Origin of the sequence: Bacillus sp. BF2-3, assembly GCF_008368795.1 — a bacterium.
Taxonomy (GTDB): Bacteria; Bacillota; Bacilli; order Bacillales; family Bacillaceae_G; genus Bacillus_A; species Bacillus_A cereus.
In genome coordinates, this window is the sequence record NZ_QOSA01000005.1 from 116,095 (window position 1) to 139,460 (window position 23,366).

Sequence of the window (23,366 nt, forward strand, 5' to 3'; positions counted from 1 at the left end):
TCAATTACATGAATTAATCTAGAAATGCTTGCTGTAATGCTTTCAGTCCATCGCTGTAAATACCATGAAACAGATTAATTGCCTCTTCATCACTAACCTCAACAGGAGTGAATGTACCAGACCACTCTACTAACGATGTGTTACTTTCAGTACCTTCTTTCACCTGGATTGTAGATAGATAATTAGTGACTGGGAATGGTGCATTCATGATTGAATACGTGTAGTAGCGCTCTTTATCATTGAATACTTCTAATCGTTCTATAATTGTATCCCCATCCGGATTAGCTAGATGACGTACACGACCGCCTTCAGTTAATTTACTGCTAGGTATATAAGGTAACCAGTCTGGAAGGGAGTTGAAACCTCCGATTAATTGCCATACTTGTTCAGGTGAACCGAAAATTTCCATAGATGTAGTAGTATGTGCCATATTCATTACGCTCCTTTTCATCCCGGTATTTACGGGTAAATAATCAGTGGGGGATGCTCTCACTGATTAAAGTTTCATTATTATTTTACGTTGATTGGTAGTGGTGCATTAGGTGCTACTAGTTTTTGTTCGCGCATTTCTTCCCAGAATGCTGCTGGAATTACTGTATTTAAGGCGTTTTGGTCTTCTACAATTCGTTCCGGTTTACTTGCACCAGGAACAACGGCAGCAACTGCTGGATTTGCTAGTGAAAATTGTAATGCAGCAGCTTTGATGCTGATTTCGTAACGATCTGCAAGAGCTTTGATTTTCTCAACCTTTGCAATAATTTCTGGCGATGCTTTTTGATATTCGAAGTGAGCGCCTCCAGCAAGAATACCTGAGCTATATGGGCCACCAACAACAATATCCATATTATGCTTTACAGCTGCAGGCATTACTCGTTGCAATGCACGTTCGTGGTCTAATAATGAATAGCGACCAGCTAATAAGGATATATTTGGTTTCGCTTCTTCTAAATCAAGCATAAGTTCAATTGATTCTACTTTGTTTACTCCAAGCCCCCAGCCTTTAATGACTCCTTCTTCACGTAAACGTGTTAGCGCACGGAATGCTCCTGTTCGAGCAATTTCAAATTGTGAAATCCACGCATCACCATAAAAGTCTTGTGCTAAATCATGAATGAAAACAAAGTCTAGACGATCTGTTTTTAAACGTTTCAAACTTTGCTCGATAGAACGAAGTGTTGCATCTGCGCTATAGTCATTGATCATTTTATTTTTGCGACCAAATTCGAAAAGCCCGCCTTTTTCACCTAAATCACGTGCAGATGGATCTTCTAATTCATCCGAAATAGTTCGACCTACTTTCGTACTTAAAAAGTAATCATCACGATTTCTTTTTGATAGTGCTTCACCAAGACGAATCTCCGCTAAGCCAGATCCATAAAGTGGAGCTGTATCAAAGTAACGAACGCCATTCTCCCAAGCAGCATCCACTGTAGCGATTGCTTCTTCCTCTGGGATATTACGGTACATATTTCCTAGTGGTGCTGTACCAAACCCGATTTTTTCTTTTAGTAATTTACTCATTATAGATATCCTCCTAAAATGTATTTGCAAAATATTTATTCATTGTGAATGGATGTGAAAATGAAAACATGTCATTTTATCGTCTGACAAAATGTATGAGAAAAATACTCACTTTAAAGTAAAGGTACTAACAGGTAATTTCTAACACTGCATGACTCACTCAACTCTTACAAATGCTATTATGAAATGTATTTTACATAATGAAAAGTACGTACTTTAAAGTGATATAGATACTAAAAAGTAATACAGGTACTTTTTGGTGCCGTACTACTCATCTGCTGTTTACGTATGCTATTATGAAACATGTTTAACAGGGTAAAAAGTACGTACTTTAAGGTGCTATAGATACTTAAAAGTAATATTTAAATATTTTAGCTTATTTGTCTTATAAAATTATTAAAGGAGATTTTTATATGAAAACATACAATATTCCTGTAGAGGCAACTTTAGAGGTTATCGGTGGAAAGTGGAAAGTAGTTATCCTTTGTCATTTAAAGAAAGACAAAAAGAGAACGTGCGAATTAAAACAATTAATGTCTGGTATTACACAAAAGATGTTAACGCAACAATTACGTGAATTAGAAGAAGATGGTGTAATCGAGAGAAAAGTGTATAACCAAGTGCCACCAAAAGTAGAGTACTCTTTAACTGATTACGGTCATTCTTTAGATTCTATACTCGATACTCTTTGTAACTGGGGAGAAGTTCATCTTGAAAAGAATGGGAACACATCTATGCTTATAACAGCAGCTGAATAAAGAAAGAAAAAACGAACGAGAATACGTTCGTTTTTTCTTTTTGTATAGAGGGAGATTTTTACGCAGCATAATTACTTTTTTGTAATATAGGTACTTTTTTGTGCTGTAGGAACTAAAATGTGCCGTATAGAAAATTATTTGTTTTTACGCAACAATAGAGAAGAAATTTAGAAAAAAGGAGGGAGATCGTGTGAAACAATACAATATACCGATAGAAGCAACTTTAGAAATTATCGGGGGAAAGTGGAAAGTCGTCATTTTATGTCACTTAACGAAAGGAACAAAGCGAACGAGCGAGTTGCAGCGTCTAATTCCTGAAATTTCTGTTAGAATGTTGACGCAACAATTACGTGAGCTAGAAGATGATGGTGTGATTACACGTGAAATCTATAAAGAAATTCCACCCCGAGTAGAATACTCCTTAACTGATTATGGGTGGTCTTTGCAAAATGTATTAAATCAATTGACCGTATGGGGAGAACGATGCATAGATAGAAAAAACACAGAAGTTAAGTGAAATCTCTATATGTAATATTGAAAACACCACCTAATGACGAGGTGGTGTTTTTCGTTTTAAAACTTTAGAAAGTTGTTATGATGAAAAGTAAAATTTTTGAGGACCTGTTTCAGTCATGGGTACTTAAAAGTGCCTACATCACTTTAAAGTACGTACTATGCTTCATAATATAACCGTTTTATAATGACACTCGTAGCAAGAAGTCAGTACAATAACGATTTTAAGCTATGTTCAAAAAGACTTATTAACTAGTATAGTTTTTTGTTCAATTTTTTAGTAGGAGATGTTTTTATGGTTGAAGAACTTTTTTATAAAAAAATATTCAAAAATCTGTTTTCAGATCCAGTTCAAATTACACTTTGGAATGGAGAAACAATCCAATATGGCGAAGGGGAACCTCAATTTCACATAACATTCCATAAGCCACTTTCAAAAAAAGAAATCGCTAAGGATCCTTCTATTGCATTCGGTGAAGCATATATGAATGGGGATCTTGAAATAGAGGGTAACCTTGAAAAAGCAATTCAATCTATTTATAAAAGGCAGGATAGCTTTTTAGGTGATAGTAAGTTGCAATATTTCAAAAGTAAATGGAATTTCTCAAAACAAAAAAATAAAGATGATATTGCTCATCATTATGATATTGGGAACGATTTCTATAAATTATGGCTTGATGAAACAATGACATATTCTTGTGCATATTTCCAAAATGAGCAAGATTCTTTAACGACAGCGCAGCATAATAAAGTGAATCATATTTTGAAAAAGTTGAACCTTCAAAAAGGTGATACGCTATTAGACATCGGTTGTGGGTGGGGTGAACTCATTACAGCTGCCGCTAAACAGTACGGTGTGAAAGCGATGGGAGTAACGTTAAGTGAGGAACAATATGCTAAGACTTCTGAGCGAATTAAACAAGAGGGACTTACGGATTTAGTTGAAGTATCTTTACTTGATTACCGCGATATTAAGAATCATAAATTTGATAAAATTGTTAGTGTAGGTATGATCGAACATGTAGGAAAAGACAACATTACGCAATACTTTGAAACAGTTAACAAATTATTAAATGATGGCGGGATTTCTCTGCTGCATTGCATTACTTCTCCGGCTAATGGTGGTGCTACGAATGGTTGGATTGAAAAATATATATTCCCTGGTGGGTATGTTCCTGCTGTGAACGAATTAATCACGAACATGACAAACGAACAATTTTTTATTGTGGATGTAGAAAGCTTACGTAGACATTACGGAAAAACATTACAACATTGGGCTCGAAATTTTGAAAACGTACTAGAGGAAGTTCGTAAAACGAAAGATGAGCGATTTATCCGCATGTGGCGTTTATATTTAAATGCATGTGCAGCTTCGTTCTTTACAGGTAATATTGATTTACATCAATTTGTATTTACAAAAGGGATTAATGATACAATTCCGATGACACGTTCGTATATGTATGAATAAGAGCATGTAACCAAGTAGCTCTCAAGTCATTGAGTATAAATAAAATGATGATAGGATATAAGTCTATAACGTAAAGTCGAGATGGGAATCAGAAAATGATTTCTATCTCGACTTTTTAGTATATAATTTTAAAATTAAAACTATATACTTTTAAAGAAAAAATATATAATAAATGTAGAAACGAAAATTTATGAGCAAGGAAGTTGAAGAACATGACATTAACAATGGGCTTTATTGGATTTGGAAAATCAGCTAACCGTTATCACCTACCTTATCTAAATACACGTAATAATATAAAAGTAAAAACGATTTTTGTACGTCAAATAAATGAAGAATTAGCGGCTCCATATGAGGAAAGAGGTGTTTACTTCACTACTGATTTGGACGAATTGTTGAATGACAAAGAAATTCAAGTCGTGACGATCTGTACGCCAGCACATACGCATTATGAATTAGCAAAAAAAGTTATACTAGCCGGAAAATCAGTTATCGTTGAAAAACCATTTTGCGATACAGTAGAACACGCGAAAGAATTATTAGCTTTAGGACGAGAGAAAGGTGTAGTCGTTATGCCTTATCAAAACCGCCGTTTTGATGGTGATTTTTTAGCTGTAAAGCAAGTAGTTGAACAAGGATTCCTTGGTGATATTATTGAGATTGAATCACATATTGATTATTTCCGTCCTGGTTCAATCACTCATGGAGCTCCAAAAGAAGAAGGTTCATTTTACAGTTTAGGTATTCATACGATGGACCGCATGATTTCACTATTCGGCCGTCCAAATACAGTGACATACGATATTCGTAATAATGAAGTGGAAGGTGCGGTTGATAACTATTTCGATGTTGGTCTACATTATGGAAATCAGTTGAAGATTAAGCTGAAAACGAACCATATCGTAGCAAAAGATTATCCACGCTTTATCGTTCATGGAACAAATGGCTCTTTTATTAAATACGGTGAAGATCAGCAGGAAAATGATTTGAAAGCGGGTATTATGCCTGAGAGTGCAGGATTTGGTGAAGATTCGCCGATGTATTATGGAATTGCTAAGTATCGTAATGCAAATGGTGACTGGATTGAAAAACAAATTAAAACGCCGCTTGGTGATTACGGTCGTTTCTATGATGCAGCGTATGACACAATTGTAAATGGTGCACCAAAACTTGTGAAAGATGAAGAAGCAGTAACGAATATTGAAATCTTGGAAAACGGATTTGCTGCCCCATCACCTTCAGTTTACAAACTTGAGGCTTTACATTTGAATGAATAGAAGAGAGTTTGCAGTATAAAGGAGGTATGGAAATGGCAAGCGGATCAACACAAGTAAAATACCTCGGCATTTATCAAAAGATTAAACAGCAAATTTTAGACGGTGAATATAAAATCAACGAAAAAATTCCGAGTAGCTCCGTCCTTGCTGAAGAATTCGATGTTTCAGCACTTACGATTAAAAAAGCGCTGGATCTATTAGTAAGAGACGGCTACATTATCCGTCGGCGCGGAAGTGGAACAGTGGTACAAGATTGGCATCAGCAGGAAAAGGCACGAATGATTCAAACTTTAACAGGTACGAAAGCTGTTTACGGTAGTGAGGTAGAAAGTAAAATTATCGAGTTTGCGATTGTAGGTGCTGATGAAGTAGTTGCTGAGAAATTGGGAGTTTCAATTGGTGATTTCGTCTATAAAATCATTCGCCTCCGCATCATTCACAGCATTCCGACGATTATGGAGCATACATGGATGCCAATTTCGGTTATCCCAGGTGTTAAGGCTTCTGTTTTAGAGGAGTCGATATACTCACATATTCAAAATAAACTTGGTCTTGAAGTAGGGACATCTGTTGTCAGGGTTAAAGGGATTCGCCCAGATGATAGGGAAAAGCAGTTTATGAACTTAACAAATCAGGATTTCCTAATGCGAGTTGAGCAAGTAGCTTACTTAACGGATGGACGAACTTTTGAATATTCTTATGCAGATCATCTACCGGAAACCTTTGAGTTTGAAACAGTCATTACGGCAAAAAAATTATAAAGAGACATAAAAACCGGTTGAGGCAAGCATTGTCTCAACCTATTTTATGTCTTCTACAGTTATGATTCATCTGCTGTAATCAGCATGGATGTGTTCCCGGTTTTTTCAAGATGAACTTCTCCCCAGGAACAGAGGGAATCGAGTATAGCTCCTAAAGACGAACCGTAATCCGTTAAAGAATACTCTACTTTTGGTGGTACTTGGTCATATACTTTCCTTTGGATTACACCATCTTCTTCTAGTTCCCGTAATTGTTGCGTTAACATTTTTTGCGTAATACCAGGCATTAAACGTTTTAATTCACTCGTTCTTTTTGTTCCTTTTTTTAAATGACAAAGGATAACAACTTTCCACTTTCCGCCAATAACTTCTAAAGTCGCTTCTACAGGAACATTGTATGTCTTCATAAAAAAACTCCTTTGATGAATTTAGATTACAGTTGTGAGCCTACATCCGTTGCAATACTAAAATTATTTCTTTTTAGTACCTATAACACTTTAAAGTGCGTACTATTTATTGTGCTAAATATCGGTCATAATAACCGATGTAAGAGAGAAATAAGCAGGACGGCACTTAAAAATGCATATGTTACTTTTTAGTACCTATAACACTTTAAAGTACGTACTTTTTATTAGGATGAATATAATCCATAATAGCACTTGTAAGCAAGAAATGCGTGAAATGTGCTTTGAAGGAGCCATCATGCTATGGGGAATTTTACAGGAGAATAATTTGTTGTGTTATTAAAATTAATCCAAGACTTAACAGTTGATTAATTGAACTGTAAAGTTTAAAATTACAGTAAGATTTTTAAAAGTGAGTTGTTAACGTCTGTAAAATGTAGCATGAATAATAGAGATAAATGAAACATTGCTGAATAATTAACATTATGTGAATTTGATTCTAAACTGTAATTTTTTTTAATACATTTCAATAAGCGATATTTAAAATGTACGTTTAATAACATTAAAGGAGTGAGTTAAATATGGTAATTCTATATACAACAGCAAGCTGTGCTTCATGCCGAAAAGCGAAAGCATGGCTTGAAGAGCATCAAATTGATTATATTGAAAAAAACATCGTATCAAATTCTATGACAGTTGATGAGCTTAAATCGATTCTTCGTTTAACTGAAGAGGGGGCTACTGAAATTATTTCAACTAGATCCAAAACTTTTCAGGACTTAAATATAAATATTGATGAGCTCTCGCTAAATGAATTTTATACATTAATAATTGAGCATCCACTAATGTTGCGTCGCCCGATTATGCTGGATGAAAAAAGATTGCAAATTGGTTTTAACGAAGAAGAAATTCGCAAATTTTTACCACGTAGTGTCCGAACATTTTTAAACATTGAACTGCAAAAGTTGGCTAATTAATAAGTAATAGTATGAAAGAGAAATTTTTTGAAAGGAGGAAACTGAAGGTGATAGAAGTATGCGTTACAGTTAATTATAAAGATAGAAACTATCAAACAAATGTCATTGTGAACAAAGATACGATTTGGACAAAAATTGAACAGTTGGCAGAAGAACAAGTGAAGAAACAGTGGGGTTTTTAAACTTAATTATTTAAAAAAATGAATTTATATGCTAGAGATTATAACTAAATTCAAAATTTTTCAGGTATTAAATATAAATAAGAAATTTTCTTGAAAGGAGGAAGCAGAAGATGATTGAAGTATGTGTTACAGTTAATTATAAAGATAGAAATTATCAAACAAATGTTATTGTAAGTAAAGATACGATTTGGACAAAAATTGAACAGTTGGCAGAAGAACAAGTGAAGAAACAGTGGAGTGTTTAATTTTCTTTTTAACTTAAAAAGCTAAATGAAGTTATCAGATATAGGTGGGACGGGATAGAATATAAGGGAATTAATTTTTTATGGCAAGAAGCATTCCACATGTTTTAACGTTCTAACCAATCTGTAATATTTATGGCTACAGTATGTTAATATATGAGAAACAATATTTTTAATCGTAGGAGGAAAATCATGAACAGCGACTTTACCTTGGCCATACACAGTTTAACTTATTTAGCTTTACAGCCAGACCGGATGTCAACAAGTAATGCTATTTCAGAAAGTGCAGGTGTTCATCCAGTACGCATTCGCAAAGTACTAAGTTTGTTAAAAAAACATAAGTTTATACAATCGAAAGAGGGGACTGGTGGCGGTTTTATTTTCGCTCGCGATTTAGATGAAATTAATCTTTGGCATATTTATCAGATAACCTCTGAAGGTGCTTTGCAGCCGAAGTGTCCAGAATCAAACAATCAGTGTGTTGTAGGTTCGAATATGCGAAAAGTTCTTTTCGCTATTTTCTTAGGTGCTGAAGAGCATCTAGGTGAATACTTAAAGAATTATACAATGAAAGAAGTTGTTGACCTTATCAATCAAGAGCGTTAAGCGGCTTAATTATTATATAGCCGTGAGTTCTTAACACTTAAATGTAATGAAAAATATTACAGTATAATTTGTTTTTATATCTTTTTTATCGTCACAAAAAATATTTATAGGAAGGTGAAACGGTATGATGTCAAATAATAATCATGTTTTAAAAGTAGGAGATTGGGTTCGTGGAATATCAAATGAAGGTGAATTAATAGTTGGTTATATTGTATCACTTGATGATGTAGAGGATATAGTTACAGTTAGTATTGTGAAACGTGACGGCCAGTACACAATAAACGAAGCGATTTTACTCTTTAGTAAACACGTTAACAAACTCCCTGAATCAAAGGTAATAAATAAGGAACAAATCCTTTATCTTATAGATCTTGCATTATTAACAGGGGATGAAGAATGGTTTATCGAGCTTTCTTCAAAATTAAACTCGATAAAAGAGCTAGTTAATGAGGGATTTTAAAATTTAAACTTTTGAGGGTGCACACAATCCGCCTTATGGGACACAATTACTTTTCGCATAAAAGGAAATGATGTAAAAACGATTCATTACAAACATAGAGATATCCCTGAAGAAGAGCCGGACAAACTACAATTAAGATGATATTGAAGTGATTTGTTTGTGTATTCCTGATAACGATAATTATGTAAATGAGCTGTCCATATGGGGCAGCTTTTTTGTTTTTTGCTCAGTGTAGCTTTTTAAATTGTATATGAATTCAATATTAATAATATATATCCTAAAATTTGGTTTTTTATTTTGGGATTTTTTTCTTTTTACCTAAATTAATTATTTATTAGAATATCTTTTATGTTTAAAATAAAATTTTTTGATAAAAGGGGATATAAGTATTTTTATAATAAGTCACCTAGAAAAACAATGTATTATTGTATTTTTTTACTAACTAATTCAGCTTTAAGCGATAAAAACAATAGCTACATGCTAACTGTAAAATATTATCCATATAAAATTATTCCTCTTTAATATTTCTGAAAATATAAAAATATTAATTTTATAAATATACACGTTATAATGAGGGCGTCGAGAGAAATTTTATTATCTCTGGAGAAAATATAAAAAATGCGATTATTAGTAAGAAAGGTGTGTGATTAGAGGCGAAATGTATGTAATGTGCTTCAGTGGCTTGTGTGAGCAATATCATCAGTGCTACCGAAGTTATGAAAGTAATGTATAGAATTGAGAAAGAAATGCCTCGCAAATGAAGAGAGGCCGGTTTAGCTAAAATTACTGTTAAAAGTAAAAAAGAGAAACCATTAAAGTAATACACTGTTATTAGAAATGTTGCAACGTATTTATGAAGTCTATTCTATATTGTTCTCTTAAGGGTTCTTTATATAAAGAGCGGATATTACGAGTAAACTTTTTTGTGAACGCTAACAATTATATTAGGACGCTAATTAGCGAATGTTTCAATTTGGATTCATTATGATGAAGGACATACAATGTGGGGCAACTTGTAAGGAATTCATTTTCCAAAAAGGGAATATTTGTTAGTTGCAAAGAGAAATGCAGGAATAGATACAAGGGGGAGTTATTATATGAACGGGAATACTGCAAAGAAAATAGAAGTTCAAGCTGAAAATACCGCACTAAAAAATGAGCAATATGCAGATCCGAAAAAGTGGCATAAGCAGGATACTACATGGGCACTCAGTCTATTTGGAACTGCAATTGGAGCAGGGGTGCTCTTTTTACCGATTAATGCAGGTTCAGGTGGTTTATTATCTTTACTACTAATTACATTGCTTGCATATCCAGTTATGTACTACTCACATAGGGCACTTGCTAAAATGATATACGCTTCTAATTCTGCTGATGAGGGGATCACAGGTACAATTAGAGAGTATTTCGGAAATAAAGCGAGTATCATTTTTAACATCGTATATTTCGGTTCAATTTATACAATCGTACTAATGTATTCGGTTGCGCTTACAAACACTGCAAGTAGTTTTATTGTGCATCAATTGCACATGCCAGAACCTCCAAGAGCTATTTTATCACTTGTATTAGTTCTTGGTCTTATCGCTATACTGAATTTTGGTCAAGATATTACTGTAAAGGTAATGAGTATGTTAGTGTATCCTTTCATAGTTTCTCTACTGTTTATCGCAATATCTTTAATTCCACAGTGGAATACGTCAATGCTTAGTTTTTCAGCTGTTTCAACTGCTTCAACAGGAACAGGCTATTTTGGGACGATATTGATGATTCTACCAATCATCGTATTCTCATTTAATCATTCACCTATGATTTCATCATTTGTTGTGAAACAGAGAGCTACGTATGGAATCGAAGCCACTGATGCTAAATGTGCGCAAATACAAAAGGTTTGTTATATCATGACATTCGCTGTTGTTATGTTCTTCGTTTGGAGTAGCGCATTGAGCTTGACTCCAGATGATATAAAAATGGCAAAAGAACAAAACTTATCAATTCTTTCATATCTTGCTAATGAGCTTAATTCGCCTGTAATCACTATTGCAGCTCCAATTATTGCTTTTGTGGCTATTACAAAGTCTTTCCTTGGCCATTATATAGGAGCATTTGAAGTAATGCGTGACATGATTATTAAGTTTGGTAAATCACGTGGAAAAGATATTGAAGAAAAAACAATTAAGACAATAATTCTTACTTTTGTTGTATTATCATGCTGGTTTGTTGCTTATACAAATCCAAGTATTCTTGGACTTATTGATTCTCTAAGCGGTCCTTTAGTTGCTGCTATCTTATGTCTATTACCGATGTATGCGATTCAAAAAGTGCCAGTACTAGCTAAATACAAAGGGAAAATGAGCAACGTATTTGTTATTATTGTAGGTGTACTTACTGTCTTAGCAAGTATTAAGTCATTATTCTAATTCACTACTGTTGGTTTTAGTATCAAAATAGTTGGATCTGAGAAAATAAGGAGCAAGTTTTGAATAGTTTTTTTCAAAACTTGCTCTTAAAATATTCTAAGGAATTAATTTTACAAATAAGTTTATTCATATTAGTCATCTAGCGTTTTGGTCATATACTCATCCAATATTATCAAGACCTAAATCGAAAAATTTTAAATATCAAGCGCCTAACGTATTATATATCCCTAATATGTTAGGCGCTTTTATTTTGGATAATAAATTTTGAACCTGAATTTGAATAGTATATTTCTCTATTTGATGCTTATTTAATATTGTAAAATTTGTATTGAAAATTCGAGGTTTTAAAAGTATCATATACATATTCAAACATTTGAAGATGTATATGATACTTTTTGAAATTGAGGAAAAGTAACGGAGGGATTTCAATGGGAAACGAAATGCAACAATTTAAAGCAGATTTCTTTAAAGCCTTAGCACACCCTTTGCGAATAGGTATTTTAGAATTATTGTCAGAAGGTGAAAAAAGCGTAAACGAAATTCAAGATATTTTAAATAAGGAAGGCTCAGCTGTTTCTCAGCAATTAAGTGTACTACGTTCAAAAAATATTGTTGTTGGTAGGAAAGATGGAAAAAGAGTTTTATATTCTTTACGAGACCCTATTATTGTGGATTTATTGGTGGTTGCACGGAAGATTTTCAACAACCATTTAATCGATACGATTTCAATGTTAGAAGAGCTAGATGAAGCAGAAAGTGAAATGATGGCCAAGGAGGGATAGGTTGAGTATTGAGGTTAAGAAAGAAGATATCATCCAACATGGGATTGAAACATTTCGCTCATTAGGAGCTCATTACGTTTGTGAAGTTTGTATAAAAAGTGGAAATTCTTGTTGTTTTTCATGCCAACATTTACAAGATGGAGTTGGATGTCGAAAAAGAAATACTGCTTGTACAGCTTGGTTATGTGGAATTCAAGGTTTTTTATTTGATCAAATAGGATTACTGGATGAATGGAATCGTTTTTGGAGTGAAATTCCAGGACAAATGTTTCGTAGAGATATTACTCCAGATAAGGTAAGGATTAGATCGTTTATTGATACGAAGAAGCTAAATAGTCGAGCCGGAGAACGTTTAGCAGAAAGATTGAAATCCTATGTACAACAAGGTGGAGATATAGGTGAATTGGAGTGTCATTTAAGTAAAACATATAGTAAATATTAGGATGTTTTTTATTTTTGTGAAAAGGACAATTTTCTGTATAAGGGACCGAGAAATACATTTGTAATCCAGATCTATTAAAAATAGAAAAGAAGGGTTTGTAATGAGAAAGTTATTTACAGGAAGGTTTGAAGGATATTCATTAGCACATTTTCAAAAGGATCTTCTTTCAGGAATGATTGTTGGAGTTGTTGCGATTCCACTTGCTATGTCTTTTGCTATAGCCTCTGGTGTTAAGCCAGAGTATGGGATTTATACAACCTGTATTGCTGGAATACTCATTTCACTGTTTGGTGGTTCGAAGTATCAAATTGGAGGACCTACAGGTGCTTTTGTTCCGATTCTTTTAGGAGTTGTAATTACCTATGGATACGAAAATTTACTACTCGCGGGTTTGTTAGCTGGAATTATTTTATGTCTTATGGGAATCTTCAAACTAGGCTCTTTAATTAAGTTTATTCCACGTCCTGTAACAATTGGTTTTACTTCAGGTATTGCTGTTATTATCTTTACGGGACAAATTGCTAGTTTTTTAGGTTTAACAGGTATAAAAAAGCATGAGGAATTTCTAGCGAATTTGAAGGAACTCTTCACTCATATCAGTACTACCAATTTTTATAGTGTTATAACTGCTTTGATTTGCTTTTTTGTTATACTCATAACACCAAAGATTTTACCAAAAGTGCCTGGTTCATTAGTAGGTGTTGTTATTTCAACTGTAATTGCAACTGTATTTTTCTCAGGTCATGTACCTACTATTGGTACAGCATATGGCACGATTCCAAATACACTTCCTCAGTTTGATATACCAGAAATCACATTAGAACGTATAAAACAGTTAATTGGTCCTGCATTTGTTATTGCGATGCTCGGTGGAATTGAGTCGCTTTTATCCGCTGTCGTGGCAGATGGTATGACAAATAGTAAACACAACAGTAACAAAGAGCTTGTCGGTCAGGGGATTGCAAATATTGTTACCCCGTTATTTGGCGGGATTCCAGCAACTGGAGCAATTGCTCGTACAGCGACTAATATTAAGAGTGGGGCTGTATCTCCGATGTCGGGTATTATTCATGGGGGATTTGTGTTATTGACACTTTTACTGTTAGCTCCATATGCTTCACATATTCCTCTTGCTAGTATGGCTCCCATTTTAATGGTGGTAGCTTGGAATATGAGCGAACAAAAACATTTTTATCACATACTCAAAATGAAGACAGGAGATTCCCTTGTATTACTAGTAACATTTTTACTTACTGTATTTACTAGTTTAACAACAGCTGTGGAGATCGGTCTTATTTTAGCTGTTATTTTGTTTACAAAACGTATGAGTAATATGCTTGTTATATCTAAAGTGCTTCCTGATCATACAAAAAAGAATGAAAAATTGTTATCGCATGTGGTAAATAAAGCTCATGATTGTCCACAAATTAGTATTTATACAATAGAAGGCCCATTATTCTTTGGGGCTGCTCAAACATTTGAACAAAATATTTTAGCGACTATTCATTATAAACCTAAAGTTTTAATTTTACGTATGGGAAAAGTTCCTTTTATTGATACCACAGGAGAGTCTTACTTTAGGAATATTGTTCAGCACTTCAAAAAACAAGGTGGCGTACTTCTTATTTCTGGAATTCAATCAGAGCTAAAAGCCAATCTAGATAAGAATGGATTGTACGCTGAGATTGGGAAAGAAAACTTTTTTGATCATACCGGGGAAGCAATTAATTGTGCTTTAGGACATCTGAATACAAGAAAATGTATAGGGTGTAAGCATTTTGCTTTTCATGAGTGTACAGGGCTTTCTCAGCAATCTCAGGAAATCAATACAATAAAGAATAAAGTAAATGCATTAGATTTTTAAAAATTTCACTTCACATACAAAGTTTGTTTGATTTCATCTACTTTTTCATCATTTTATTAAAAAATAGAGAAGAAGAAAGTTTGCTTTGGAGAATGTGGAGAAGATTTTTTACAAGGTGTGAACAAGTAGTTTTTTTATACATTCAACAAATAAGTATCAAACAGTAAGAAGAGAATATTTTCCGTATATTTAAACGGAAAAGGGAAATTAAAAATAATATTTATTTAATAGAATACACGAAAATGAGTGGAGGAAATAAAAATATGTCTAATTTACCAAATTGTCCAAAATGTAATTCAGAATACACTTACGAAGATGGGAATCTTTTTGTTTGTCCAGAATGTGCTCATGAGTGGACTTTAGAATTAGAAGCTGAAAATAGTGAAGATACAAAGGTAATTAAAGATGCAAATGGAAATATTTTAAACGATGGTGATTCTGTAACAGTAATTAAAGATCTTAAAGTAAAAGGAACTTCATCAGTTGTAAAAATTGGTACAAAAGTAAAGAGTATCCGATTAGTTGATGGAGATCATAATATTGATTGTAAAATTGATGGTTTTGGAGCTATGAAATTAAAATCTGAATTTGTTAAAAAGGTATAAATACAATTTTGTTACATCAAAATTAGTTTGAAGTTAATGAATATACACTGTTTTTCAGCTGTACCCCGTGCCCAACAACTTAAGAATTTCGAATTACCTTGAAATGATAAAATGAACTTTGGGTTATGATTCAGCAGAGTTTTTGGGGAGTACCATGAAATTTTAGCTTGCTAGCAATATAGTACTGCCGAAATATTTGAAATAGCTATAAGACTATTCTTTCGATGGTATGATGAAAGATGTGGAAAAGGAATAGGTATCAATCAGACCTCAATATTAACCTTCACTATTAGCAACAAAAAACCACCTCTCATAAAGGTGGTTTTTCAGTATTAATATATTTTAATTAGTCACGTCTAAATGGCCCTTTTGGAGCAATTAGCTCTAAATTAGTACCATCTGAATCGGGGAAGTAGGCAACTCCTGTACCAATTCCAGATTTCTAGCCATCTTCTTGAAAGATAATTGGTTCTCCATATGGGTGCTATCTTATGCCCATCAGGCTAACAAAATGGATTGCCTCTGAAACAAAAAAATGATTTTTATTACTATAAAAAACGTAAAGTATCTGTTTTTAGAAAAAATTAATTTTTATAAATTGATGGAGATATAACTCAATTCTTTTATATATTTAGTTAAATATGATTGTCAGAATGAACTTAAAGTAATTATGATTTCTAGAAATGCGAACTGATGTTTTGAATTGGTTTAAAGTTGCTGGAACAAAATAAAACCAATTGAGCAAAAAAACTTGCAAAAATAAAAAGAGAGATGTATATTAATTGATGTATCAATAATTGATATATCAATTAATATTTTGACAAGAAAGAAAAGGAACATTTTATGAAGGAAATGTTCGTAAATATCAGTGGAGAAGAACGCAAAATACTTATTCATGTTCTATTACAGGTGCAAAAAAATGTAGAGAATATTAAAGAATAGAGAGTGTAGGGGGCAGAATAGTGTGGAAATAATCGCAGCTATTTTAGTCGGGATCGTAGCATTAGAACATTTGTTTATCATGATCCTTGAAATGTTTTTTATTGATTCAAAAGTAGCGAAACGTGCTTTCAAATTACCGAAGCATTTAGAAGGAGATCGAAACGTAGCCATTATGTTTGCAAACCAAGGTTTATATAATGGATTTTTAGCGGCTGGTCTCATTTGGGGACTTGTACTTGGACTCAATCCAATTGGTTATATGGTCCAATTATTTTTCGTGATTTGTGTGGTGATAGCAGCTATTTTCGGAGGTTTCACATCTAATAAATCAATTATTGTGAAACAAGGACTTCCAGCTGTTTTAGCACTGGTTGCCCTTTTATGTATGATATAGAATCAAAGTTTCTCAATAAAAGAACTCATTTTTGAAAAATACGCTATTCTTTCTGTAGAATTATAGGAAAGGATGGCGTTTTTGTATGCCTATTTCTATAAGTAGTGAATTATAACTATTTCCTCAAGGGACTCAACTGCTTTTCAGCTTTTGGATATATTTTCATCCATCTTTGTTTCCTCCTATTGTTGGATAGTGTAATAATTGATAAAAATTTTGATGAAATTGGATTATAACGATTGATCAAAAAAGTTAGTGATTAAAAATATTATTCTTTAGTACATACATTTTTAAGATGTTAAATATATTTCATAATAGTCTCTGTAAGATAGGGATAAGTAGAATAGTACTTTAAAGTACCTATAGCACTTTAAAGTGCGTACTTTTTATAACTTTGAATATCATTCATAATAGCACCAGTAAGAAGAAAACAAGCTTTACGGTACTACTAGTTACCAACGATGTTACAGCAGTTTATTTAGAATCAGATTGATTGAAGGGTTGTACTATATGGCCTAATAATTTCGAAAAAATGTCGGTGTGGCATAAAACAATTATGGAGGTTAAAGATATGAGCACTTCAAATTTGAATGAAATAAGTAAACAAATTTTAAAAGAAGAGGAAACGCTTCAATTTTCCTCTTTTACAAATGAAGATGCCTTGCAACTAGGTTTATTTATCGTTGAAACAGCAAAGCGAGAGGGGAAATTGATTGCTGTTGATATAACGAAAAATGGTGTGCAATTATTTCATTTCAAGATGACAGGGACAAATGCGGAAAATACGAAATGGATTGAGCGTAAAAAACGAGTCGTTTCCCTGCATGATCGTAGCTCGTATTATATGCAGATACAAAGTGAAATAACTGGAATTTCATATAATGAAAAATATCTTTTAGATACTTCGGAATATGCTGCGTTTGGTGGATGCTTTCCTATCAGGATAAAAAACGTAGGGGTTATTGGAATGATAACAGTTTCAGGATTACCACCAGAAGAAGATCACGAATTGGTAGTAAGAGCAGTTAAAAATCATTTGAACCAATAGTTGTAACTAGTCAATAGATAATTAAATTTAGGGGGCAATACTATGCCATTAATCGAGCTAAATACTTGGCCAACCATGTCAACAGAAGAAAAGAAGGAATTTATTTATAGTGTAACGGAACTTACAATAAAACTATTAAAAATTGTCCCTGACAAAATTCAAGTGTTGATAACGGAACTTGAGAAAGAAAACTGGGGGAAAGCTGGGGCTGTAGCAAGTGATGCTACCTTTGCTGTGAAAAGTAGGGTGTCCGATTGGGAGACAAAAGAGTCTTACGATACACTAGGTCGTAACGTTAATGGAATGGCTATTATTAAGATTGATATATGGAATACATTTGATCAAGAGACAAAGGATAAGTGGGTAAACGAACTTACACAAGTAACATCTAAATATACTCATGCACCTTTGGATAAAGTGCTAATTCTTATTCGTGAAATGATTCCAGGGAACTGGGGACAAAGTGGTGTAACAGGAGCTAATGCAGATTTCCTTTCCCAAAGTCGTACATTTTAATCATTAAATAAAAAAGGCAAAAATGAACACATTTCTGTTCGTTTTTGCCTTTTTATTATTTGTCTGTGGTAATGAACATGATCCTTTATATGTTTAAGTAATATTCTCTAAAGTTGCCTCTACGGGAAAGTGTATTTCTTCATTTGAAAGTCTTTTTCATGGAATGTAGATTTCAATTTTTGAGCAAAATAAGCTAGGTTATATAAATGTTACTTTTTAGTACCTATAGTACTTTAAAGTACGTACTTTTTATTAGGGTGATTATCATTCATAATAGCACATGTAAGAGAGAAACAAGCTTTACGGTACTAAAAAGTACCTATAGTACTTTAAAGTGCGTTCTTTAAAAAAAGAATGAAACCATTCATAATAGCGTTTGTAGAGATTAAATATGTTTTTTAGAAGATAAAAGGGCCTTTTTATCGCACTATTATGATAGGAATTATAGGGAAGAGGGGAAACTCAATTGAATTCATATACAGCATCGTCTTCAGAAGTTCAGACGAATCGAAGAAGTATATTTGCGTTGTTAGCGTTAGCAATTAGTGCGTTCGGGATTGGGACAACTGAATTTGTTAGTGTCGGTTTATTACCATCTATTTCGGAAGATTTACATGTGTCGGTTACAACGGCTGGTTTAACAGTTTCTTTATATGCGTTAGGCGTAGCGTTTGGGGCTCCAGTATTAACGTCATTAACAGCTAATATGTCACGAAAAACGTTATTAATGTGGATTATGATTATTTTCATTATTGGTAACGGAATCGCAGCGGTAGCAACAAGCTTCACTGTATTACTTATTGCGCGAATTATTTCTGCACTTTCGCATGGTGTGTTTATGTCAATTGGTTCAACAATTGCTTCGGCACTTGTCCCAGAAAATAAACGGGCTAGCGCGATTGCGATTATGTTTACTGGTGTAACAGTTGCAACTATTACAGGTGCACCAATTGGAACATTTATTGGTCAACAATTTGGCTGGAGAACATCATTTTTAGCAATTGTAGTAATTGGAATTATCGCCTTAATTGCAAATAGTATTCTCATTCCATCTAATATGAAAAAAGGTGCGTCTGTATCATTCCGCGATCAATTTAAACTGATTACGAACGGAAGACTGTTACTAGTTTTCATTATTACTGCATTAGGATATGGGGGAACATTCGTAACTTTTACGTATTTATCTCCGTTATTACAAGAGGTAACAGGATTTAAAGCAAATACGGTTACTATCATTTTATTAGTGTATGGAATCGCCATTGCGATAGGGAATGTGATTGGCGGAAAATTATCGAATCATAATCCAATTCGAGCGCTATTCTACATGTTCTTTATTCAAGCGATTATACTATTTGTTTTAACATTTACGGCACCATTTAAGGTAGCTGGGTTAATCACAATTATTTTAATGGGGCTATTCGCATTTATGAATGTTCCAGGGTTACAAGTATATGTCGTAATGTTAGCTGAACGATTTGTACCGAGTGCTGTCGATGTTGCATCGGCAATTAATATTGCGGCGTTTAATGCTGGGATTGCTCTTGGTGCTTATTTAGGCGGTATTGTAACGAACTCGTTAGGGTTAATTCATACAGCTTGGGTAGGCGGCATTATGGTAGTAGGTGCTGTTATTTTAACAGCATGGAGCATGACATTAGAAAAAAGAGATCAAGTAAAATAAAAGGAGAGAAAATAAAATGAAAAATTTACAAAGTAAAACAGTATTAAGTAATGGTGTGGAAATGCCTTGGTTTGGTTTAGGTGTATTTAAAGTAGAAGAAGGACCAGAACTTGTAGAAGCGATTAAATCAGCAATTAAAGCAGGATACCGCAGCATTGATACAGCTGCAATTTACGGAAATGAAGCAGCTGTAGGTGAGGGGATTCGTGCCGGTATTGAAACAACTGGTATTTCAAGAGAAGAATTATTTATTACTTCAAAAGTATGGAACGCAGATCAAGGATATGAAGAAACGATTGCTGCATACGAAGAGAGCTTAAAAAAATTAAAGCTAGATTATTTAGATTTATATCTTGTTCACTGGCCTGTAGAAGGGAAATATAAAGATACATGGAGAGCGTTAGAAACACTTTATAAAGAAAAGCGTGTACGTGCAATTGGCGTAAGTAATTTCCAAATTCACCATCTGCAAGATGTAATAAAAGATGCAGAAATTAAGCCGATGATCAACCAAGTAGAATACCATCCTCGTTTAACACAAAAAGAATTACAAGCTTTCTGTAAAGAACAAGGTATTCAAATGGAAGCATGGTCACCACTTATGCAAGGTCAATTATTAGATAATGAAACATTACAGGCAATTGCTGAGAAACATGGTAAAACAACAGCACAAGTGATTTTACGTTGGGACCTTCAAAATGAAGTGATCACAATTCCAAAATCAACGAAAGAGCACCGCATTATTGCAAATGCAGATGTATTTAACTTTGAATTAACGAAAGAAGATATGGAAAAAATCGATGCATTAAATCAAAATCACCGCGTTGGTCCAGATCCTGATAACTTTGATTTCTAATAGAAATAAGTAAAAAGAGTGCAAAAATTGCACTCTTTTTTTATTTTCTATTCAATAAAATGTTTCTGTTTATATTATGACTTTTAAATTACTTTAGGCGAGCTAAAGAACTGATTAACAGTATTAAAGTTTGACATAAAATAATGGATTCTATATTATATATGCTATAGCATGTAAATTGCGATTTATTTAGAGGTGGCATATGGACTTATATGAGTTAACAGGACATCTTGTTCATTATACTGATGTGAAGTTAACAAATTATATAATGTAAGTTTTTAATCACATATTGCTTATAAAATTTATCTTTTGTATGCTATAGCATACAAAATACACCTCTTAACTTGTAATGTTCAAAATTTAAATAACATAGTAGAAAATTCATGAAGCGAGGAGATTTTAGTAATGGAAAAATTCATATTAGCGTTTGATAGAGAACTTGTAATTGCAGAAAAAAAAGACTCAACATGGAGCGTCCAATCGCAGTTTGTAGGTGCGAATCCGGTTGCGTTAGCTTCAGATCCATACGACCAAGAAAGAATGTATTGTGGTACTTTTGATAGAGGATTATGGAGAAGTAAAGATGGAGGAAGTTCATGGGAAGCAATTGGTACGTTGCCTTCATTTGGTGAAGTGTTCCCAGCTAATGCTATTCATATGAGAGCTATTACAGCAGTTTCTGTATCTCTAGCGAAGGGGGATGACGGTAACGGGATTGTATATGTAGGAACTGAACCGAGCGCAATGTTCGTATCCAAAAATGGAGGAGACAGTTTTGAGCTGCTAACTGATTATCGACAAATGCCATCATATTCATCATGGTTCTTTCCTCAAAGAACATATACACACCATGTAAAACATATTGAAATTGATGCTAATAATCCAGAAACTATTTATACGACTATTGAGGTAGGCGGATTAATTAAAAGTGTAGATGGAGGTAAGACATGGACTGAGGAAAAAGAGGGGAACTATCCTCAAGATATTCACATTCTTACATCACATCGCAATGCCCCAAATCGTTTATACGGGGTGTTAGGTGATTCATTCTTGAAAGAACCAGGTCAAGAGTATGCGGAGAGTAATGATGGAGGTAAGACTTGGAACTATATGTGTAGCGGGCTAAAGCATCATTACGCATATCAAATGGCAGTTAACCCAAATGATCCAGAAAATATTATTATCGCGACATCTTCAAATCCACACGTAGCGCATGATTACAATAATGGAAATTGTGAATCATTTATTTATAAGAAAGAAAAAAATCAGTCTTGGGCAGAAATGAATGTAGGTTTACCAACTCCTAAAGGCACAATCATACCAGTATTAAAGGCAACAAGTGATGGAACGTTTTATCTGTTTAGCAATAAAGGAGTGTATCAGTCAGTAGACGGTGGTTCAAATTGGACATCATTAGAGATTCCCTGGGAGAATAGATTTATGGAACAACATCCTTATGAGATGTTAATTATTAAATAAGTGACAGGTATAGTTTTTACTACTATTCATTGGTAATGTTTAGTTGAATTTAAATTAAAAATGTAAAAAGCCAGGTAATGTGTTATTCATGCTACCTGGCTTTTTTGACCAGCAATTTAAGGTTATTTTCATATTTGTGTAAATATGAAACAAGCAGGATACATGAATAGAGAATGGGTAAAATAATACCGAATGATCACTAGATTGTATCAATGATGCTATAGGTGTTTTTTTAGGGAAACTGAAGCAAGAAGCAGTGGTTTAGATTCAGAATGACTAGCAATTGGTGTTATGGTGTTCAATGGTTCAAAAATGAACTCATTTCAACTCATATTATCTTCGCAATGTATCATTTTGAAGAATATTAAAACTTAGGAGGAAATGAATTATGACAAAAGATTTCTATACTGCACTGAAAGAAAGACGTACTTACTATGGAATTAACAAAGAGGTACAAGTATCGGATGAAAAAATTAAAGAAATTGTGGAGTTTGCTGTGAAATATACTCCATCAGCTTTCAATTCTCAAACTGCGCGATTAGTTGTATTATTTGGTGAAGCTCATGATAAATTATGGGATATTACAACTGAAACATTAAGAAAAGTAGTTGGAGATGGAGATTTCTCAGGAACGCAACAAAAAATGGATTCTTTTAAAGCTGGTTATGGAACAGTACTATTCTTTGAAGATGAGGCTATCGTTAAATCGCTTCAAGAAAAATTTGCTGCATATGCTGAAAACTTCCCAATTTGGTCACACCAAGCATCAGGTATGCACCAATTAGTCGTGTGGACAGGTTTAGAAGCAGAGGGATTAGGGGCATCTTTACAACATTATAATCCATTAATTGACGATGAGGTAAAACAAGAATGGAATGTCCCTGCTAATTGGAAACTAATTGCACAAATGCCATTTGGTAATCCAACAGCTGCACCAGGTGAAAAAGAATTCCAACCACTTGAAGAGCGTGTGAAATTTCATAAGTAATATTCAAATGTAATAAAGTGAAACTTTAATCAGTAGAGGTCTTACTGTCCGGAAATAGCGGGATAACCTAACGGTATTATGAAAATAAAACTGTTTAGTTACAAGAATTTTATTCGTTCTATTTATTAATAGCGTATGTATTAATAAAAGTTGTTAAAAACAATATTTTAATCTTTAAAGAAACAA

General features: G+C 33.6%; 24 protein-coding genes and 3 pseudogenes. 23 read left to right on the top strand and 4 right to left on the bottom strand.

Features of this window, described 5'->3' with window-relative positions; translation table 11 throughout:
* Positions 1-13: 13 nt before the first annotated feature.
* The gene (locus tag DN401_RS05015) at positions 14-430 is read right to left on the bottom strand and encodes an SRPBCC family protein (protein ID WP_000951521.1); all 417 of its coding nucleotides are present in this window, start codon (positions 428-430) and stop codon (positions 14-16) included.
* 80 nt (positions 431-510) lie between these two features.
* Entirely contained in the window at positions 511-1,521 is a 1,011-nt protein-coding gene (locus DN401_RS05020) for an aldo/keto reductase (RefSeq protein ID WP_000040526.1), read from the bottom strand.
* A gap of 413 nt (positions 1,522-1,934) precedes the next feature.
* On the opposite strand from DN401_RS05020, the gene DN401_RS05025 reads away from it, so the two are divergent.
* The 5 genes and pseudogenes from DN401_RS05025 to DN401_RS05045 all read left to right on the top strand — a co-directional run bounded on the left by DN401_RS05025 (position 1,935) and on the right by DN401_RS05045 (position 6,305).
* Entirely contained in the window at positions 1,935-2,279 is a 345-nt protein-coding gene (locus DN401_RS05025; protein WP_000860822.1) for a winged helix-turn-helix transcriptional regulator, read from the top strand.
* Positions 2,280-2,469: 190 nt separating this feature from the next.
* Positions 2,470-2,796 carry a winged helix-turn-helix transcriptional regulator gene (locus DN401_RS05030; RefSeq protein ID WP_000816335.1) on the top strand — a complete coding sequence of 109 codons (327 nt, stop codon included), beginning with the start codon at positions 2,470-2,472 and terminating at the stop codon, positions 2,794-2,796.
* A 291-nt stretch (positions 2,797-3,087) separates the two neighbouring features.
* The gene (locus DN401_RS05035) at positions 3,088-4,260 is read left to right on the top strand and encodes a cyclopropane-fatty-acyl-phospholipid synthase (RefSeq protein ID WP_078403997.1); all 1,173 of its coding nucleotides are present in this window, start codon (positions 3,088-3,090) and stop codon (positions 4,258-4,260) included.
* 212 nt (positions 4,261-4,472) lie between these two features.
* Positions 4,473-5,534, top strand: a complete 1,062-nt coding sequence (locus DN401_RS05040; RefSeq protein WP_000176606.1) for an oxidoreductase — start codon at positions 4,473-4,475, stop codon at positions 5,532-5,534.
* A gap of 32 nt (positions 5,535-5,566) precedes the next feature.
* A pseudogene (locus DN401_RS05045) lies at positions 5,567-6,305 on the top strand (GntR family transcriptional regulator).
* A gap of 49 nt (positions 6,306-6,354) precedes the next feature.
* On the opposite strand, the gene DN401_RS05050 reads toward DN401_RS05045, so the two are convergent.
* Positions 6,355-6,702: a winged helix-turn-helix transcriptional regulator gene (locus DN401_RS05050; protein WP_149287616.1), complete on the bottom strand. Its 348-nt coding sequence runs from the start codon at positions 6,700-6,702 to the stop codon at positions 6,355-6,357.
* 578 nt (positions 6,703-7,280) lie between these two features.
* Between DN401_RS05050 and spxA the strand changes: the two genes are divergently transcribed.
* From spxA to DN401_RS05105, 11 genes and pseudogenes are all read left to right on the top strand, one after another.
* Positions 7,281-7,676 carry a transcriptional regulator SpxA gene (gene spxA / locus DN401_RS05055; protein WP_000236189.1) on the top strand — a complete coding sequence of 132 codons (396 nt, stop codon included), beginning with the start codon at positions 7,281-7,283 and terminating at the stop codon, positions 7,674-7,676.
* A 47-nt stretch (positions 7,677-7,723) separates the two neighbouring features.
* Positions 7,724-7,858 carry a BA3454 family stress response protein gene (locus DN401_RS05060; RefSeq protein ID WP_000573515.1) on the top strand — a complete coding sequence of 45 codons (135 nt, stop codon included), beginning with the start codon at positions 7,724-7,726 and terminating at the stop codon, positions 7,856-7,858.
* Positions 7,859-7,968: 110 nt separating this feature from the next.
* On the top strand, positions 7,969-8,103 hold the full coding sequence (locus tag DN401_RS05065) for a BA3454 family stress response protein (RefSeq protein ID WP_000573516.1): 135 nt from the start codon (positions 7,969-7,971) through the stop codon (positions 8,101-8,103).
* A gap of 189 nt (positions 8,104-8,292) precedes the next feature.
* Positions 8,293-8,706 carry an Rrf2-family transcriptional regulator SaiR gene (gene saiR, locus DN401_RS05070; protein ID WP_001083465.1) on the top strand — a complete coding sequence of 138 codons (414 nt, stop codon included), beginning with the start codon at positions 8,293-8,295 and terminating at the stop codon, positions 8,704-8,706.
* Positions 8,707-8,830: 124 nt separating this feature from the next.
* Positions 8,831-9,166, top strand: coding sequence for an IDEAL domain-containing protein (locus tag DN401_RS05075; protein ID WP_000987462.1), 336 nt, complete (start codon positions 8,831-8,833; stop codon positions 9,164-9,166).
* A 7-nt stretch (positions 9,167-9,173) separates the two neighbouring features.
* Positions 9,174-9,307, top strand: a pseudogene (locus DN401_RS30565) (DUF3888 domain-containing protein); the annotation flags it as partial.
* A gap of 956 nt (positions 9,308-10,263) precedes the next feature.
* Entirely contained in the window at positions 10,264-11,583 is a 1,320-nt protein-coding gene (locus tag DN401_RS05085; protein WP_001014168.1) for an aromatic amino acid transport family protein, read from the top strand.
* Positions 11,584-12,011: 428 nt separating this feature from the next.
* The gene (locus DN401_RS05090) at positions 12,012-12,365 is read left to right on the top strand and encodes an ArsR/SmtB family transcription factor (RefSeq protein WP_000526187.1); all 354 of its coding nucleotides are present in this window, start codon (positions 12,012-12,014) and stop codon (positions 12,363-12,365) included.
* A gap of 1 nt (position 12,366) precedes the next feature.
* Positions 12,367-12,807 (top strand): hypothetical protein, encoded by a 441-nt coding sequence (locus DN401_RS05095; RefSeq protein WP_000021462.1) that lies wholly within the window; start codon positions 12,367-12,369, stop codon positions 12,805-12,807.
* 100 nt (positions 12,808-12,907) lie between these two features.
* Positions 12,908-14,671: a SulP family inorganic anion transporter gene (locus DN401_RS05100; protein WP_001228486.1), complete on the top strand. Its 1,764-nt coding sequence runs from the start codon at positions 12,908-12,910 to the stop codon at positions 14,669-14,671.
* Between the two features lie 263 nt (positions 14,672-14,934).
* Positions 14,935-15,276, top strand: coding sequence for a zinc ribbon domain-containing protein YjdM (locus tag DN401_RS05105; protein ID WP_000067659.1), 342 nt, complete (start codon positions 14,935-14,937; stop codon positions 15,274-15,276).
* Positions 15,277-15,622: 346 nt separating this feature from the next.
* On the opposite strand, the pseudogene DN401_RS05110 reads toward DN401_RS05105, so the two are convergent.
* Positions 15,623-15,757: pseudogene (locus DN401_RS05110) on the bottom strand (VOC family protein); the annotation flags it as partial.
* A gap of 483 nt (positions 15,758-16,240) precedes the next feature.
* Between DN401_RS05110 and DN401_RS05115 the strand changes: the two are divergent.
* From DN401_RS05115 to DN401_RS05145, 7 genes are all read left to right on the top strand, one after another.
* The gene (locus DN401_RS05115; protein WP_000402472.1) at positions 16,241-16,612 is read left to right on the top strand and encodes a DUF1304 domain-containing protein; all 372 of its coding nucleotides are present in this window, start codon (positions 16,241-16,243) and stop codon (positions 16,610-16,612) included.
* A 532-nt stretch (positions 16,613-17,144) separates the two neighbouring features.
* Entirely contained in the window at positions 17,145-17,660 is a 516-nt protein-coding gene (locus DN401_RS05120; RefSeq protein WP_105559683.1) for a heme-degrading domain-containing protein, read from the top strand.
* 42 nt (positions 17,661-17,702) lie between these two features.
* Complete coding sequence (locus tag DN401_RS05125) at positions 17,703-18,176, top strand: tautomerase family protein (RefSeq protein ID WP_017657589.1); 474 nt, start codon at positions 17,703-17,705, stop codon at positions 18,174-18,176.
* A 466-nt stretch (positions 18,177-18,642) separates the two neighbouring features.
* Entirely contained in the window at positions 18,643-19,857 is a 1,215-nt protein-coding gene (locus DN401_RS05130; RefSeq protein WP_149287617.1) for an MFS transporter, read from the top strand.
* 16 nt (positions 19,858-19,873) lie between these two features.
* On the top strand, positions 19,874-20,713 hold the full coding sequence (locus DN401_RS05135; RefSeq protein ID WP_000793565.1) for an aldo/keto reductase: 840 nt from the start codon (positions 19,874-19,876) through the stop codon (positions 20,711-20,713).
* A gap of 405 nt (positions 20,714-21,118) precedes the next feature.
* Positions 21,119-22,192, top strand: coding sequence for a WD40/YVTN/BNR-like repeat-containing protein (locus tag DN401_RS05140; protein ID WP_074554952.1), 1,074 nt, complete (start codon positions 21,119-21,121; stop codon positions 22,190-22,192).
* 388 nt (positions 22,193-22,580) lie between these two features.
* Entirely contained in the window at positions 22,581-23,180 is a 600-nt protein-coding gene (locus DN401_RS05145; protein ID WP_000158938.1) for a nitroreductase family protein, read from the top strand.
* Positions 23,181-23,366 lie beyond the last annotated feature (186 nt).